18 protein-coding genes are annotated in these 14,564 nt (G+C 60.6%); 9 read left to right on the top strand and 9 right to left on the bottom strand.

Annotation, left to right across the window (positions count from 1 at the left end; genetic code table 11):
• Nucleotides 1–13 precede the first annotated feature (13 nt).
• The 4 genes from A7X77_RS26215 to A7X77_RS26200 form a co-directional block, all read right to left on the bottom strand.
• Complete coding sequence (locus A7X77_RS26215; RefSeq protein ID WP_156668160.1) at nucleotides 14–1,672, bottom strand: ABC transporter permease; 1,659 nt, start codon at nucleotides 1,670–1,672, stop codon at nucleotides 14–16.
• A gap of 55 nt (nucleotides 1,673–1,727) precedes the next feature.
• Nucleotides 1,728–2,723, bottom strand: coding sequence for a Fe(3+) ABC transporter substrate-binding protein (locus A7X77_RS26210; RefSeq protein ID WP_156668161.1), 996 nt, complete (start codon nucleotides 2,721–2,723; stop codon nucleotides 1,728–1,730).
• Nucleotides 2,724–2,885: 162 nt separating this feature from the next.
• Nucleotides 2,886–3,917 (bottom strand): ABC transporter ATP-binding protein, encoded by a 1,032-nt coding sequence (locus A7X77_RS26205; protein WP_064685755.1) that lies wholly within the window; start codon nucleotides 3,915–3,917, stop codon nucleotides 2,886–2,888.
• A gap of 268 nt (nucleotides 3,918–4,185) precedes the next feature.
• A complete protein-coding gene (locus tag A7X77_RS26200) occupies nucleotides 4,186–4,776 on the bottom strand; it encodes a Spy/CpxP family protein refolding chaperone (protein ID WP_245293795.1) in 591 nt (196 codons plus the stop codon).
• On the opposite strand from A7X77_RS26200, the gene A7X77_RS26195 reads away from it, so the two are divergent.
• Complete coding sequence (locus A7X77_RS26195; RefSeq protein ID WP_082928867.1) at nucleotides 4,775–5,329, top strand: Crp/Fnr family transcriptional regulator; 555 nt, start codon at nucleotides 4,775–4,777, stop codon at nucleotides 5,327–5,329. The genes A7X77_RS26200 and A7X77_RS26195 overlap by 2 nt on opposite strands.
• A gap of 219 nt (nucleotides 5,330–5,548) precedes the next feature.
• On the opposite strand, the gene A7X77_RS26190 is transcribed toward A7X77_RS26195, so the two are convergent.
• From A7X77_RS26190 to A7X77_RS26175, 4 genes are all read right to left on the bottom strand, one after another.
• Entirely contained in the window at nucleotides 5,549–6,223 is a 675-nt protein-coding gene (locus A7X77_RS26190) for an adenylate/guanylate cyclase domain-containing protein (RefSeq protein ID WP_064685752.1), read from the bottom strand.
• A gap of 435 nt (nucleotides 6,224–6,658) precedes the next feature.
• Nucleotides 6,659–7,213, bottom strand: a complete 555-nt coding sequence (locus A7X77_RS26185; protein ID WP_064685751.1) for a cytochrome c — start codon at nucleotides 7,211–7,213, stop codon at nucleotides 6,659–6,661.
• 87 nt (nucleotides 7,214–7,300) lie between these two features.
• Nucleotides 7,301–7,633, bottom strand: coding sequence for a four-helix bundle copper-binding protein (locus A7X77_RS26180; RefSeq protein ID WP_064685750.1), 333 nt, complete (start codon nucleotides 7,631–7,633; stop codon nucleotides 7,301–7,303).
• A gap of 11 nt (nucleotides 7,634–7,644) precedes the next feature.
• On the bottom strand, nucleotides 7,645–8,079 hold the full coding sequence (locus tag A7X77_RS26175) for a DUF305 domain-containing protein (RefSeq protein WP_064685749.1): 435 nt from the start codon (nucleotides 8,077–8,079) through the stop codon (nucleotides 7,645–7,647).
• Between the two features lie 516 nt (nucleotides 8,080–8,595).
• On the opposite strand from A7X77_RS26175, the gene A7X77_RS26165 reads away from it, so the two are divergent.
• Nucleotides 8,596–9,096: a cytochrome b gene (locus tag A7X77_RS26165; protein ID WP_064685747.1), complete on the top strand. Its 501-nt coding sequence runs from the start codon at nucleotides 8,596–8,598 to the stop codon at nucleotides 9,094–9,096.
• Here the strand turns inward: A7X77_RS26165 and A7X77_RS26160 are convergent.
• Nucleotides 9,079–9,519, bottom strand: a complete 441-nt coding sequence (locus A7X77_RS26160) for a YqaA family protein (RefSeq protein WP_064685794.1) — start codon at nucleotides 9,517–9,519, stop codon at nucleotides 9,079–9,081. The genes A7X77_RS26165 and A7X77_RS26160 overlap by 18 nt on opposite strands.
• 149 nt (nucleotides 9,520–9,668) lie before the next feature.
• On the opposite strand from A7X77_RS26160, the gene A7X77_RS26155 reads away from it, so the two are divergent.
• From A7X77_RS26155 to A7X77_RS26125, 7 genes are all read left to right on the top strand, one after another.
• Nucleotides 9,669–10,076 (top strand): hypothetical protein, encoded by a 408-nt coding sequence (locus A7X77_RS26155; protein WP_197486896.1) that lies wholly within the window; start codon nucleotides 9,669–9,671, stop codon nucleotides 10,074–10,076.
• 92 nt (nucleotides 10,077–10,168) lie between these two features.
• Nucleotides 10,169–10,396, top strand: coding sequence for a hypothetical protein (locus A7X77_RS26150; RefSeq protein WP_064685746.1), 228 nt, complete (start codon nucleotides 10,169–10,171; stop codon nucleotides 10,394–10,396).
• Nucleotides 10,393–11,859, top strand: coding sequence for a TolC family protein (locus A7X77_RS26145; RefSeq protein ID WP_064685745.1), 1,467 nt, complete (start codon nucleotides 10,393–10,395; stop codon nucleotides 11,857–11,859). The genes A7X77_RS26150 and A7X77_RS26145 overlap by 4 nt, the downstream gene beginning before the upstream one ends.
• Nucleotides 11,860–11,873: 14 nt before the next feature.
• The gene (locus A7X77_RS26140; RefSeq protein WP_064685744.1) at nucleotides 11,874–13,220 is read left to right on the top strand and encodes a multicopper oxidase family protein; all 1,347 of its coding nucleotides are present in this window, start codon (nucleotides 11,874–11,876) and stop codon (nucleotides 13,218–13,220) included.
• Between the two features lie 34 nt (nucleotides 13,221–13,254).
• Nucleotides 13,255–13,734 (top strand): cupredoxin domain-containing protein, encoded by a 480-nt coding sequence (locus A7X77_RS26135; protein ID WP_064685743.1) that lies wholly within the window; start codon nucleotides 13,255–13,257, stop codon nucleotides 13,732–13,734.
• 23 nt (nucleotides 13,735–13,757) lie between these two features.
• Nucleotides 13,758–14,045, top strand: a complete 288-nt coding sequence (locus tag A7X77_RS26130) for a copper-binding protein (protein WP_064685742.1) — start codon at nucleotides 13,758–13,760, stop codon at nucleotides 14,043–14,045.
• A gap of 55 nt (nucleotides 14,046–14,100) precedes the next feature.
• Complete coding sequence (locus tag A7X77_RS26125; RefSeq protein ID WP_064685741.1) at nucleotides 14,101–14,559, top strand: DUF411 domain-containing protein; 459 nt, start codon at nucleotides 14,101–14,103, stop codon at nucleotides 14,557–14,559.
• The last annotated feature ends 5 nt before the right edge of the window (nucleotides 14,560–14,564 follow it).

The following is a 14,564-nucleotide window of genomic DNA, read 5'->3' as shown; positions in this document are numbered from 1 at the left end:
GGTGGTCGGCCGTCTAGCGGATACGTCCGATCCGCGACAGCAGAATGGCAGGCAGAATGCCGATCAGCACGATGGCGAGCGCGGCAATCGAGGCTTCCTCGTAAGTGCCTCTCGCAGCCTCCCCATAAAGATGCGTTGCGAACGTCTCGACATTCAGTGGCCGCAGGAGGAGCGTCGCGGGCAGCTCCTTCACACAATCGACGAAGACCAGCAGGGCGGCAGCCGAGATTGCCGCCTTCGAGAGCGGCAAGTGCACGTATCGTAGCGTGCCTGCGGTCGATTGGCCCAGCGAACGCGAAGCATGATCAAGCGACAGGGAAATGCGTGAGAGACCGGCTTCTATTCCGCCGGCGGAGATGGCCAGAAACCGCACGATCAGCGCATATATGACGGCAGCGCCCGATCCCATAAGGAGCAGGCCAGTCGACACACCATACAAGTAAAGCGCGGCGCGATCGATAAACTGATCGAGTCCGGCAAGGACGGTTAGCACCCCGATGGCGACCACGGTACCGGGAGCAGCATAGCCCATCGTGGAACAGCGAAGGAGCCAGGAGGACGGCTGGCCCGGGCGCAGACGGGTTGCGTAGGCAGCGAAAAGGCCAAGGATGACGATCGCGGTTGTCGCCAGAGTGGCGATAACAAGCGTATTCACGGCCTCGTTGATGATGCGAGGGGATATGCCGGCGAACCGATAGCGTTTTGCCGCTTCGATCAAGAGATAGAGCGCGGGCGCGGCAAAGCCGAGGATGACCGGCAGAAGGCCGCCGAGAAACAGCAGCATGCCCTTTCCCAAGGATACCCGCCGCGGTTGGAAACGCCGCATCCGGCGTACATCGATCGAGTAGCGCTGCTTGCGTCGCGCCCATCGCTCGACCGCTACAATCGCGACGACGATGAGAAGAAGGGCAAGCGCGATCTGCGACGCTCCCGATAAATCCGAGCGGGTGATCCAGGTCGTGTAGATGGAAACGGTGATCGTGCGGACACCAAGGAATTCGGCGGCGCCGATATCGTTCAACGTTTCCATCAGAGCAAGGCTGATACCCACGGCAACAGCCGGGCGCGCGAGCGGCAGGGCGACCCGCCAGAAGACCGCGCGGCGAGATGTGCCGAGCGTGCGTGCCGCGTCGACGAGATTACCGGATTGGGTCAGGAACATCGCGCGGGTCGGAATATAGACATAGGGGTAGAGCACGATTCCGAGAAGCAGGATGCAGCCTGCCATGGAACGGACGTCCGGAAGGCGAAACTGGCGCGGGCTCTCGTAGCCGAGCAGCCAGCGCACGGCATCCTGCACCGGACCGATCGGATGCAGTATATCCAGATAGGCATAGGCGACGATGTAGGTCGGAACCGCAAGCGGCAGAAGCAACATCCATTCCAGAGCACGCCTGCCGGGAAAATCATAAGCCGTCACCAGCCATGCCGTCGTCGTGCCGACCACGGCAGTGATGATCCCGACGCCCGCAAGAAGGATGACGGTGTCGAGAAGCGCGACCGGAAGGACGGTCGAGAAAAGATGTCCCCAAAGACCGGCCGAGCCCTTCGAGGCCTCGAGAAGCAATCCCCCGATCGGCAGAATGGCAATGAGGGCGATAGCAGCGGCAATTGCCAGCCATGCGCTGCCAGTGCGCTTTGCAGAGCGGGCGGGCGCCTGGCTGGGAAACATCACTCGATCCATTCTCGGGAAGGAAGGCGCCTCTCAGAGGCGCCTTCCTTGTTCTTTAGTTGTCGAAGCCGACCTTGTCTACGAGTTCACTCGCCTGCTTGCGATGGCTGACGATCTCGGACAAGGGCTTGCTGTCGATCTTCAGTTCGCCAAAAGATGCGATGATCGGATCGGCCGCGACGCCCGCCTTCACAGGATATTCGTAATTAGCCTCGGCATAGATCTTCTGCGCTTCGTCAGAGACGAGATATTCGAGAAGTTTGACGGCTTCAGCCTTGTTCGGTGAATGCTTGGCGATTGCCGCGCCACTGATATTCACTTGCGTCCCGCCGTTCTTGAAGGTTGGCAGGACGACCTTGATGGCGTCGCCCCATTTGACCTGCTCTTCACCACCCTTGCCGGATCGCATCAGGCCAACATAATAGGAGTTGGCGATACCGATATCGCAAATGCCGCCGAGAATATCCTTGGCCGCATCGCGATCGCCGCCGGCTGCCTTACGGGCGAGGTTGTCCTTGACACCCATCAGCCATTTCTCGGCTTCTGCCGCGCCGTAATGGGCGATGTAGTCAGCAAACAGTGCCGTATTATAGGGGTGTTGACCCGAGCGTATGCAGATCTTGCCCTTCCATTTGGGATCGGCAAGCTCCTCGTAATTGAATGTGCTGATGTCAAGATCCTTGGCCGCGTAGAGCACGCGGGCGCGCATCGAAAGCGCAAACCAGTTGCCCTTGGCATCACGCAGTTGTTCCGGGATAGCCGAGCTCAGCACAGATGATTCCACCGGCTGCGTTACGCCTTTATCGACCAGATCGACAAGGTTGCCGGCATCGACGGCCATCAGGATGTCAGCCGGCGAGCTGGCGCCCTCGGAGGCCACACGCTCCGCGAGGCCGTCCTTCAGGAAAATGGTATTGACCTTCGTACCGGTCGATTTGGTGAACGCCTCCAGAAGAGGTGCGATCAGAGCCGGTTCTCTGGTCGTGTAAAGGTTGATTTCTGCGGCGGCGGCGATGCCGGGCGACATCAGCGCCGAAGCAGCAAGCAGCATGGATGTGAGGATAGAGCGCGAATTCATTATGTCCCTCCGCGAATGAATGCGCATTGCTTGCAGCAGTTCATGACCCTGAAAGTCAAGTTTTCCCTGGAAATTGAATCCAAATATCACGGAAACTTGATGAGGAGGTCAGCAGAATGCGCTCACAGTGAGCTTTCAAAAAGCCAGCAGCCGCTCGGGCAGGATTGAGATCTCGATATTCTCCGCATCAACGGGCAACCGCTCCAAGGCTCTCGCTTTAAGCGGCACCTCGAGGCGATCGACCTTCAAGGTGATCTGCTCGAATTCACCATGCAGAACACGATTTTCGATACGAGCGGGGATTCCTGAGCCGGGAGACAGCGCGACAGCATGCGGCCTGATATGAACGGTCACGGAGCTTGCCGGCGGACGATCGAGCGTATAGGCAAAGTTACCGATCGCGGTCTCGATCCATCCGCCACGGTAAACGCCGGGAACTTTGCTGGACGCGCAAAAAAACTCTGCCGCATAGTCATTCGTCGGACGGTCGTGCAGATCATAGGCGGAGCCGGACTGGACGATTTCACCTGCCCGCATCAGGACCACCTGGTCGCCGACGGAAAGTGCCTCCTGGGGATCATGCGTCACGATGATCACGGTCGTGCCAAGTGCCCTCAACAGGCTCAAGGTGTCGCTGCGTACCTTCCCCCGCAGACCCTGATCCAGATTGGAAAAGGGCTCGTCCATCAGCACGATACTCGGCCGGGGCGCCAAGGCACGGGCGAGCGCGACACGCTGCTGCTCACCGCCGGAGAGGGTGTGCGGATAGCGATGCGCCAGATGTTCGATTCCGACCTTGCTGATCATCTCCTCTGCCCGCGCGGCTGCTTCACCCTTCGGAAGTCGCTTGAGACCGAATAGGACATTGTCCCGTACAGTCAGATGCGGAAAGAGAGCATAATCCTGGAAGACGAAGCCGACGCCACGCGCCTCGGGCTCGACGAAAGTGGCCGAACTTGCGACCTCGCGGCCGTCGAGGAAGATGCGGCCGGATTCCGGTATCTCGACACCGGCAATCATGCGCAGGAGCGTAGACTTGCCGCAACCGGAATGGCCCACGAGCGAAACCGCGTCTCCGCGCCGAATATGAAGAGAAAGATCGCGCACGGCTGGAGTGATGCCGAAGCGGCGGGTAACATTTTCCAGTCGTACTGCGATTTCGCTCATTTCAGCTTTCATGCTCGCCGGTGCGCTCCAGTATAAGTCCTGAGGCACCCATAGATCATAGAGACGCGAATTGGGACAAGCGCGATCTGTCCCTCAAGTGCGGCGAGATATTCGCTATCTCGAAATCGCAGCTATCGTGCTTCACACGCTTCTAGATGGTTAGAAGTGACGACGGCCGGCATCGCGGCCGAAAGGCGGTGGAGACCCCACCGCTCTGCCGGAACGACGCAGCCGTCATGCGCGCAGTCAACTCAACTTGATCTCGCTGTCATTTCGAATATCCGCGGTGCTCTTCATAGATCGCGATTTGGCCGGGGTCGAGAACCTGTGTCACCTCCAGATGCGCCGCGAGGTGGATGAACCTCAGCCGCGACCGGCTCGCTTCCGCCTTGGCGACAAGGTCTCCAAGTGCCGTTTCCGTAATGGTCCTGCTCCTGAACGCGGCATCGAGTTTCCGCTCGGCGTCGACGAAGATCCTGCCCTCCGCAGATGCTCGGGCCTGCATCAGGTCGAAAACCTGCTGCACCTTCTGGAGCTGGTCGTCCGTGAGGCCGATTTGATTTTTCATTGCCAGCACGTGTGAAGGACCCGGATAGCCGTTGAGTTCGGCGGGCTTCGCCAAACCCCAGCCGTCACCTCTGGTCAGTTCGTCGACATCCGCCTCCGATAACGATTTGACCTCCCTTCCCGCCTCCTCAACGTATCGGGAAGTGGCGTGATGCTGCCCCTCGGCCAGCACCTGAGTCGAGAGAATGCCGAATATAAAGCTGAGAAGCAGGGACTTCATCGAGAGTGTTCCGGTTGCCGATATACCGTCACTATTGCTTGCCGTCGCACCGTAGAACATGATCCAAATCATGTCTGCCACCCTCATGGATCACATTCGCAGCCTCTCGACCGGAAGAAGAACATTCGGAGCCAGCCAACATGTCTTCAACCAGGGCGACGAGGTCGGAAGCCTCTATCTCGTGGAGTCCGGCATCGTCCATCTTGTACGGCATCAGCCCGGCGGCGACGTCGCGGTGCTGCAGCGTGCTTCTTCAGGACTGGTCCTCGCGGAAGCCTCGGTCTTCTCCAGCGTCTATCATTGTGACGCCGTCGCCGTGACCGAACTTGAGGCGACCTCGGTTCCAATTCCCTTGATCAGACGTGCACTTCGCAGCAACCCGGACTTCGCCGAGGGCTGGGCTTCCTATCTTTCCCACCAACTCCAGCAAACACGCAAGCGCGCGGAAATCGCCAATCTGAAGACCGTTGCCGCTCGTCTCGAGTCCTGGCTTGCATGGAACGACGGCGTGCTGCCGTCGAAGGGCGAATGGAGGGCGCTGGCGGAGGATATCGGCGTATCGCCGGAAGCCCTTTATCGGGAACTGTCGAAACGGCGCCGTTCCTTTGTACGATTCGGAACATGACCTGCGGTCACTGCGCAAGCACGGTGGCGCAGGCGATCAAGACGGCCGATCCTGAGGCTTTCGACTGCATCGAACTTGCGGCCAGGTTCAAACGAAGAACGATCCAGTCACGATCAATTCTGCCATTCAAAAAAGCCGGTTACCCCTCTAGTTTTAGACGACTGCGATTTCCAGCGCGGAGCACCAGGCAAAACAGGTCCTTCGCCGAAGGTCTAGGCGTCACCGCGGCAGCTCATAGGTCTGCGGTGAACGTCGATACGCTTCTTCACACTGCGGTGAACAAAACCACGGCCCATCGGGGGCGGCGCGCCTGTAGGATGAATAGGGTGCGTGCATCTTGCACACCGGATCTATCCAGGCCGGGTCGGCCGACGGAGCGAGATCGATCTCGAAGAGAGGGAGTTCATCGGCTACCGATCTAAGCGCCACCATTCCGAGATCGCGCACCAGGATGCCTCGGGCGGCGGCCGCCTCAGCAATGGGTTGGGTGGCAAGCAACTGCCCCGGCGACGCGAGCGCAGTGATTCGCGCGGCGATATTGACCGTCGATCCAAAGAGATCGCCTGCTCTGCAAATCACAGGCCCATGGTTCAGCCCTGCCCGAGTGAGCGGGAGACGCGGTTCCTTGCGGCATGCCTGCAACAGCGTTCCGAGCACCTGGATCGCTGTTTCGGGCTCAGGAAACGACAGCATCGCCTCGTCGCCGATCCATTTGATCGGAGGCGCATAGCCACTCAGGGCGTCGCGCACCATGCTCTCGAACACCTCGAGCACATCGAGCGCCGCCGCGTCACCATAAACATCCGCAATTGCGCTGAATCCGGCGATATCTATGAACGCAACGGTGGCCGGCGTTTTCGCCGCATCCTCTCGCTGCCTCGCATGGCTCTGCATCACCGCTCCTATTGACGCCTGTCGGCCCCATCAAAGAACTCGAAACAAGGCACCCTGGAAAGCTACGAAAATCGTCCCACCGATTATCGAAGATATCGGGATCGAACTCAACATGAGAGCGGCAATCCGGAAAGCAGAAGGCTCTTGACCTTCCCATCACATCGAGGAACTCAAGCGCAAGGCGGCGGCGATCCACGCCTTGACCGCCACCCTCAAGCACTTGGTCATGCATTGCCAGGGGGGCGATCGGTCCGAATCCGCGATCATCGGGGAGTTTGCCAATTCCGACGACGAAGCGCAGCCCCACGCCCGCTTCGGACTAAACCGATCGAAGGCGTAGCAGAGCGGGCGCTTGCCTCATGGATCTAACGTCAAGCCGCCACGGGCGGAAGCTTAAGGAAGGCGCGCAAATACCCGGTTCCGAGCGTTCGCCGCTCATTCCATCCTGAATCTGGCGTGGCAGGTCGTGCAGGTCTGGAGCATGAGGTGGAAGGCATGCTCCGCCGGCATCGCCGAGAGTAACTGCTCGTTTGGGACGTGGGTGCCGAGCGGCCCGCCGCCCATCGCCTCGCCCGGCTTCATCCGCATGTCGGCCGTCATCGGTCCGGGATTTTTTTCCGCGGCGACGTCGAGCGCGACGGCGTAATCGCGCAGATCGTTCGCGATGCGGTCGAACCGCTCTCGTTCCTCGAGGATGTTCGGCCTGGCCTTTGACTGCGCGCTGGCGGCCTCGGAAGCGAAATGTCCGGAGAGAACGACGCCGGACTTGTCGCGGATGGTATCGGCTGCCAGTCTGAACTCGGCGGACTTGTAGCTCGTCGGATCTTTGAACATGCCCGAGATCGTCTTTGCTGCCGCCGCCATGGCCTTCATGTCCGCCTGCCGAACGGCGACGACGTCCTCCGCAGCCTTCGACGAGGTGGCAGTCATCAGGACTGCTCCCGCGAAGGAGAGCAGTCCGAGCCCTTTCCAGTGATTAGCCTGCCTCATCGATCCGCCGTCAGTATCCAATGCCATGATGCGTGCGACGGGTATCGGTTGTCATCTGGGCAGGAAGAGGGCGAACGCGCTGCCCGGTTACGCCGCCATCTTGCGGCAGCTCTCGGCACAGCGACGGCAAGCCTCGACGCAGCTCCGCATCTCGCCTATGCGTTCACAGTCCTCGGCGCACTGCGCGCATATTTCAGCGCATTCCCGGCAGACATGCTTGTGATGTTCCGAGCCGATCAGCATGAAATGCGCCGAGGTCCGGCAGATCTCCGCACAGGCCATCATCAGCTTGAAATGTGGGGGCTTCGTGTGCTCCCCGCCAAATTCCAGGCAATGGCCCATCGCCATCGACAGGCATTCGCTGTAGCAGGCCAGGCAGTTGTCGATGCAGGCCTTCATCTCAGTCGGCATGTGATGCATGGCGCAATCTCCTATTTAGCTTCCTTGTCGACCCACTTGGACATCTCGTCGATCTCCCTTTTCTGGGCTTCGATGACCTTTTGGGCCATATGCTTGGCCCAGTCGTTGTCGCCGTACTTGAGTTCAACCTCCGACATGCTGATTGCGCCCATGTGGTGGGCGATCATCCCGCAGACGAAAGAGACGTCGGCGTCCTTCTTCATCATTCCCTGCATCATGTTCATGTGCATGTCCTTCATGCCTTCCATCGAGGCCCCCTGGTAGTCGGTCATCTCGCCCATCGGCATGCCGCCCGAGGGCATGTCCATCTTTGACAGGTCCATGCCTTGAGACTTGCACTTCTCGGGATAGGCCATTGTCGATTGGGCGGAAGCGCTCGCGGGAAGGATCGCAAAGGACGCAGCCGCGGCAGCCGCGGAAACGGCAAGGAAAGTGAGCTTCTTCATGATTGTGCTCCGATAACTGATTGAGGATGGTAGGTCTCAAGCAGCGGAGCTTCGGGGCGGTGGATCGATCGCGCGGATCAGCAGCAGCGGCCGATAGTCGGCCGTCCTCCGATCATGTCGCTTGGGCTCGAACCGCGGCTCGGCGATCTCCCCGAGTTCCGGGAGGATCGGACAGCAGTGCGTCATCGAACAGCACGCGTTCTGCTGCCCGGACGCATGTCCGCATTGGGAATGATGCTCCGTCGCCGCCGAGCAATGCTGGACTTCGACAACGGCCGACCCCGCGGCCATGCCGAAGAGACTTGTCGCCACCAACAAGGTGAAGACTACGGCCTGCGCGTAGCGGATTCTGTTCCTAAGTCTCATCCGGCCGGGTTTCCCTTCTGCGGTAGAACCGCAGGGCAGGAGAAATGTTCCAGGCAATCGATGATCTTGGCGGCGGCGCGTTTTGGGATGGCGGATGAGGAAGCATTAACCGGCGCCGGCTAGTCTGCCCCTGTCGCTCGGAGGGGATCGATGAAACGTGGCTATACACCGGCCCAGATAGGACTGCACTGGCTGATCGCCCTGATGATCCCGGTCCAGTACCTGACGGGCGGCAGCATCGAGAGGACCCACCACGCCGTCCATATGGGCGTCACGCCATCGTACTGGGACGTCGTCCAGCACCTCTTCCACAACTTCGCAGGAATTGCGATCGGCCTGCTGATGGGCGTGCGGCTGGTTCTTCGTATCATGCAGCCACCCCGGATAAGCCCACCCAACACGTGGGCCGCGCGGGCCGCAACGATGCTTCACCATGCATTCTACGCAGCAATCATCGGGCAGGCCTGCATGGGATTCGTTGCAAGCTACGTCTGGTTCGGGATCGCGCCATACCACGTCATCGGCTCCAGGATCATCCTGGCAATGGTGGCGCTGCATTTCGCTGCGGCGGCCTGGCACGCGCTGGTTGCCCGAAACGATACCTTGGACCGGATGCTGCTGCCGCGCCGGAAGTCAGCTGGCAATCTGTAGAGTCGCTAGTGTCAGCACGACGTAACGCCCCGTTTTCGCGACGAATACCAGGATCGTAAAGGCTAGCAGCGGCTCCTTGAGCACGCCGGCGACAACCGTGAGAGCGTCTCCAAACACCGGCATCCAGGAAAGTAGCAGCGTCCACTTCCCGTATTTCCTGTACCAGCGGGACGAACGTTCGAGCGCTTCCTCGCCCACTGGAAACCAGCGCCGATCCCGGAACCGTTCGATGCCGCGCCCGAGAAACCAGTTGACGATGCTTCCAAGAGTGTTTCCGACGCTGGCGACGGCGAGCAGAACCAGGACTGGGAACTTGCCCGTGAGAAGAAGGCCGACCAGCACGGGCTCGGACTGCATCGGCAGTATCGTCGCCGCACCGAAGGCGGCAGTGAAAAGGCCCGCGTAGGATGCAAGGTCGATCATCATCAAAAAAGAACAGCTCCTGTTGACCTTGCCACCGTTGGAAGCCCTAGCTTGTGCACGACCTGATGATCGCCACATAAAGGCCTCGAACATCAATGACACAAGAGTCGCAGTTGAAATCGGACAGCTTTGCATGTAGTCCGAGGAGCATGGGCAAGATGTACCGGATCACGTTGAGCAGATTGCTCGTGATAATGCGGCTGGTGATCATCGTATCACTGGCGGGGTACTCGCTGTCGAACGCCAACGCGGCGATGCATGGCTCCTCGTTTCCCGAGATCAAAGTCGTGTCCACGGACGTGATGCCTTCCCATGAAGGTCACGACATGGCGGCGGTGGCCGATCATGATCATTCGCATGGCGACATGTCTCATGATGGCGATGGCGCGTCGAAGCTCGTCAAGCAGGAATGCTGCAAGGACTTCTGCGGCGGCTTTGGCATCATCTGCGAAAGCCCCGACGTCGGCGGACCCGTCGTGACCTCGATCCGGCAGTTCGCCGACGATCGTACGACTCTCGGCGAGCTGCCGGCTCTCCATCGTCCCCCGAATATCTGATTAGAGACGCACCCGCGTGATCGGGTCGATGTCGGTCGCCTGCCTGCATCTGGGCGGGTGCCGTAGGCCATCTCTTATTCGGAAAATTCATAATGAAACCCTCGCTTTTTGTGGTGGGGCTGCCGCTTGTTGTCGGCGGCTGCGCATCCACGCTTCCTCCCGACGTGGTGGCTTTTCCCGCCGCGATCGAAGAGCCGTCTCCCCGCCCGGTCTCCTACCGGTCACCGATCTCCGGCTACGTCGTCAGGCAGCCGGTCGATCCAAAGCCATGGCGCAGACAGAACGATCTGCAATCTCGTGAAAAGGGAGACGCCCCATGATCGGCCTCGGAAAATTCGTCACGGTGCTGACGTTCCCGCTGATCCTGAGCGGCTGCGTCACGGGCGCCGAATATTCAAGCAAGCAAGCTGGTTTTGCTTCCGTTGCCGACAAGACGGCGATTGTGACCACGAAGCAGACAGTCTGGATACAGAACCAGAGCCAGGCCCGCTCGGCGGCTGCGCAGGTCAAAAGCCTGCTCGCGCAAAAGAAGCCGCTCGGCGTCGAGACGGCGGTCCAGATCGCCCTCTTGAACAACAAGGGCCTGCAGGCCGCCTACGCCGATCTCGGCGACAGCGCCGCCGACGCCTGGCAGTCGACAATGTTCATCAACCCGACCGTTTCCATCGGCATGACGGGAATAGGCACCCCGGAACTTGAGGCCTTCAAGACCATCGAGGGGATGATCACGACGAACATCCTGGCGCTCGCGACCAGGAACCGGGACATCGCGATCGCCGACACCCGCTTCCGCCAGGCGCAGTTGACCGCGGCCGTGAGAACGCTCCAGGTCGCCGCCGACACGCGGCGTGCCTGGATCGGTGCGGTGGCGGCCTGGGAGAACGTCGGCCAGCTCCAGCGAGCCCAGGCTGCGGCGGACGCCGCTTCAGAGCTCGCGGAGAAGCTGGGCGAGACAGGTGCGATGGCCAAGGGCGCCCAGACCCGCGAGCACGTGTTCGTCGCCGAACTCGCCGGAGAGACGGCGAAGGCCCGACTGGCGGCACGGCTTGCCAAGGAGGAGCTGACCCGGCTCATGGGGCTGTGGGGCTCGGACCTTGATTACCAGGTTCCGAACGGGCTGCCGCCACTACCGAAATCCGTTGTCAAACGGGACACTATCGAGGCCGAGGCTCTTAAGAACCGTATCGACCTTCAGGTCGCGAAGCTCGAACTCGAGGCCACCGCCAGATCGTACGGCCTCACCGAGGCGACACGCTATGTCACCGACCTCGAAATCCTGACCGGCTTTGAAGCGGAACGGGAAATTGAGGACGACGAGAAGAAGACGGAAACGACAGCCCAGGTCGAACTGGAATTCGCCATTCCGATCTTCGACACCGGCAAGGCCCGGATGCGCAAGGCCGAGCTGGCCTACATGCGGGCTGCGAACCTGCTTGCGGAGAAGGCCGTCAACGTCCGCTCAGAGGCGAGGTCCGCCTACGAGGCCTATCGCTCGAACTACGACATCGCCCGGCACTACCGCAACAGCGTCGTGCCGCTGCGCACGAAGGTCGAGGAGGAATCCCTGCTGACCTACAACGGCATGATCTCGAACACGTTCGAGCTGCTGACCGACACGCGCGACAAGATCAACTCCATCCTGCTCTCCGTCAACGCAAAGCGCGACTTCTGGCTCGCCGAAGCCAATCTCGCCCCAGCGATCTATGGCGGCGGCGCGACGACCGCATCGGCAGAGACCGAAGTCGCCGCTGCCTCCGAAGGCGGCGGTGGCGGCGGCCATTGAGAAAGGAACTCGCCATGTTCAACAGACGACAACTGTTCGGTGCCAGCGCTGCCCTGCTGGCGGCAGGCGCCTGGACCAAGACCTCGGCCATGGGCCTGCCCGACGCGCCGACAATGGACTCGGCAGACATGCAGCCGCCGCTCCATCCGGCCTCGGGACCGGACTATCAGCCGGTGGTCACCCTCAACGGCTGGACCCTGCCCCACCGGATGAACAACGGCGTTAAGGAGTTCCATCTCGTCGCCGAGCCGGTCGAACGCGAGATGGCTGAGGGCATGACGGCCTATCTCTGGGGCTACAATGGCCAATCGCCTGGACCGACGATCGAGGCCGTCGAAGGCGACCGCGTCCGCATATTCGTGACGAACAAGCTGCCGGAGCACACGACGATCCACTGGCACGGCATGATATTGCCATCCGGCATGGACGGTGTCGGCGGCCTGACGCAACCGCACATCCCCGTTGGCAAGACCTACGTCTACGAGTTCGACCTCGTGAAATCAGGCACGTTCATGTACCACCCGCATTCCGACGAGATGGTACAGATGGCGATGGGCATGATGGGCTTCTTCGTCGTCCATCCGAAGGACCCGACGTTCATGCCCGTCGACCGCGACTTCGTCTTCCTGCTCAATGCCTACGACATTGACCCCGGCTCCTACGTGCCGCGCGTCATGGAGATGACCGATTTCAACATGTGGTGCTGGAACAGCCGTGTGTTTCCGGGCATCACTCCGCTGGTCGTCTCGAAGAATGACAGGGTGCGCGTGCGCGTCGGCAATCTGACGATGACCAACCACCCCGTCCACATGCATGGCTACGACTTCGAGGTGACATGCACGGACGGCGGCTGGGTGCGACCGGAAGCACGCTGGCCGGAGGTCAGCATCGATATCCCGGTCGGCGCGATGCGTGCCTACGAGTTCGACGCCAAGTACCTCGGCGACTGGGCGATCCACTGCCACAAGTCGCACCACACGATGAACGCGATGGGTCACGACATACCGACCTTCATCGGCGCGGACAAGTCGAAGGTCGCCGAGAAGATCAGGAAGCTGCAGCCGGAATACATGCCCATGGGAACCAAGGGCATGGCCGACATGGGCGAAATGGAAATGCCCATCCCCGAGAACACCGTTCCGATGATGACCGGCTGGGGGCCGCACGGCCCGATCGAAATGGGTGGCATGTTCTCGGTCGTGAAGGTCCGCGAGGGTATCTCGGCGGACGACTACTCCGATCCGGGCTGGTACGAAAACCCGCCCGGAACGCAGGCCTGGGAGTGGACCGGCGAACTGCCGGACGCGACCAAGGCCAAGGACGCGAAAACGCAAATCACACCGAAGCCGACAAAAGGCTGAGGCTCAATCCTCCACATCAAAAAAGGATTTACGAATGAAGAACTATGTACTGGCACTGGCGCTGGTCGCCCTCGCAACCCCGGCCCTTGCCTCCGGCAATCACGCCGGCGGCCATGAAGAAAAGATGGCTGTCGGAGAACCCGGCGACAAGGCCAAGGCGACACAGACCATCCGCGTCACGATGAAGGAAACCGACGACGGGAAGATGATATTCATCCCTGCCGTCTTCAACGTCCGCAAAGGGCAGACGGTCAAGATCGCGATCAAGAATGCCGGAACCCTCGACCACGAATTCGTGCTGGATCAGGAAGACAAGATCCTGGAGCACAAGAAGGTCATGGAGAAGTTCCCGGAAATGGAACATGCCGACGCCAATTCCATTCGTCTTCCGGCTGGCCAATCCGGCGAGATCGTCTGGAAGTTCACCACGGACGGCGAGTTCAAGTTCGCCTGCCTGATCCCCGGCCACTACGAAGCCGGCATGCATGGCGACGTCACCGTCGCCGGCAAGTAATCTGCAACAAAGGAGCTACACGCATGAAAACCGCAATGATCAAAATCGGCCTCGCCGCCCTGCTCTGCACCAGCGCAGCCTTCGGCGCATTCGCCGAGGAATTCACCAAAGGTGTCATCAACAAGGTCGACGCAAAGGCAAAGAAGGTCACCATCAAGCATGAGGACCTGAAGAACCTCGACATGCCCGCGATGACGATGGTCTTCCGTGTCGACGACCCGGCTCTGATCGAGAAACTGAAAGAAGGCGCGAATGTCGAGTTCGTTGCCGAGCGTGTGAATGGCAAGCTGACCGTCACCAATGTAAAATAGCCACCTCCTGCCGCCCGGGTCTATCCGGGCGGCAGGACATCGAGGAGTGGGGACGATGCACAGGAGAAGCTTCATCGCGTTGGCGGCATCAGGCCTGGCCTTCCTTGGCGCAGGAGCCCGCGCCGCCCCGGCGAAGATGACCGTCTACAAGGATCCGAACTGCGGCTGCTGTCATGAATGGTCGAAGGCGATGGCCGCGGCAGGATTTTCCGTCGACGCTCGCGACACCGACGACCTTCCGGCGGTCAAAGCACGGCTGGGCGTGCCTGCCGAAATGGAAGGATGCCATACCGCTGTCGTCGAGGAATACTACCTCGAGGGACACGTTCCGCTCGAGGCCGTCCAGCGATTGCTGCGGGAGCGGCCACCCTTTCGGGGCCTGGCCGTGCCTGGCATGCCGCCCGGCTCGTTGGGAATGGGCGAGGATCCGACTGCATCCTACGACGTTTATGCGATCCCCTCGAGCACGGGAGCGCCCTACGTGTTCATGGAGGTCCGCCCTGCGAAGGGCTGAGGTCT

Origin of the sequence: Rhizobium bangladeshense (genome assembly GCF_001662075.1) — a bacterium.
In the GTDB taxonomy this organism is placed as follows: domain Bacteria; phylum Pseudomonadota; class Alphaproteobacteria; order Rhizobiales; family Rhizobiaceae; genus Rhizobium; species Rhizobium bangladeshense_B.
The sequence above is the reverse complement of the archived record's forward strand: the minus strand, read 5'-3'. Positions and strand labels throughout refer to the sequence as shown.